The 784-nt window shown below is 40.1% G+C and carries 1 protein-coding gene and 1 pseudogene; one reads left to right on the forward strand and one right to left on the reverse strand.

Annotation, left to right across the window (positions count from 1 at the left end):
- Nucleotides 1-195 (forward strand): annotated as a pseudogene (locus CWC30_RS17820) (transposase); the annotation flags it as partial.
- Here the strand turns inward: CWC30_RS17820 and CWC30_RS17825 are convergent.
- Nucleotides 191-691: an efflux RND transporter periplasmic adaptor subunit gene (locus tag CWC30_RS17825; RefSeq protein WP_212746091.1), complete on the reverse strand. Its 501-nt coding sequence runs from the start codon at nt 689-691 to the stop codon at nt 191-193. The pseudogene CWC30_RS17820 and the gene CWC30_RS17825 sit on opposite strands and share 5 nt — an antisense overlap.
- Nucleotides 692-784 lie beyond the last annotated feature (93 nt).

Below are 784 nucleotides of genomic sequence, written 5' to 3' on the forward strand. Positions count from 1 at the left end.
AAACTTGGCAAGCCCACAGGTATACAATTTGTTGACTCCACTAAAATAGAAGTGTGTCACATCATCAGAGCTAAAAGAAATAAAATGTTTGAAGGCGTTGCTCATCATGGAAAAGGCACTATGGGTTGGTCATATGGATTCAAACTACATTTAATAATTAATCATTTAGGTGAGATTGTGGCGCTAAAGCTCACAATTTACTTTCGGCCTGTGCACGCAGTTGGGCACTTTCAAGCTCGCTTTTTAAAATAGTCAGGCTTGCTTGGCGCTCTAATAGCTGACTTTTTTGATTGATTATTTGTTCGTTAGCGCTGGCTTTTTGTCTTGCCAATTCGAGCCGTGCGACTGATAAACGTTGCGCTTGTAGTGGATTTACCAGGGTTAAAATAACGGTGTCTTTATTGACGCGGGTGCCGGGGTATACATGAATAGCTTCGACCATGGCGCTATCGGTATTGGTTAAATAACGCTGATACTTTGATTTTAAACGGCCAAAGCCACGTATTTTTATTACAAAATCAGCTTGAGTTACGGTGGCTATTTGCAGTTGATTAGCCGCCAATGTGGTAGGTGCTAGCCATGAGTAAATCAGCCAAATAATAAGCGCTATGCTAATAAGTAAGGTACCAAATATGAGTTTTTTACGCTGACTCGGTTTGGTGCTGCGTTTTAAGGTGCTATCAATATCCATATGTTGATCTTTGGCTTGTAAAATAGTTATGGGGACTAAAGCCAGTAATGTGCCATATTTAATGTATTGATATTAGGGCGTGTTGATCTTTGT

Origin of the sequence: Pseudoalteromonas sp. S4741, from assembly GCF_005886135.1 — a bacterium.
GTDB lineage: Bacteria > Pseudomonadota > Gammaproteobacteria > Enterobacterales > Alteromonadaceae > Pseudoalteromonas > Pseudoalteromonas tetraodonis.

What these genes read in the sequence shown, in the direction of transcription:
- CWC30_RS17825 (WP_212746091.1), bottom strand. Translation starts at nt 691, where the DNA reads ATGGATATTGATAGCACCTTAAAACGCAGCACCAAACCGAGTCAGCGT.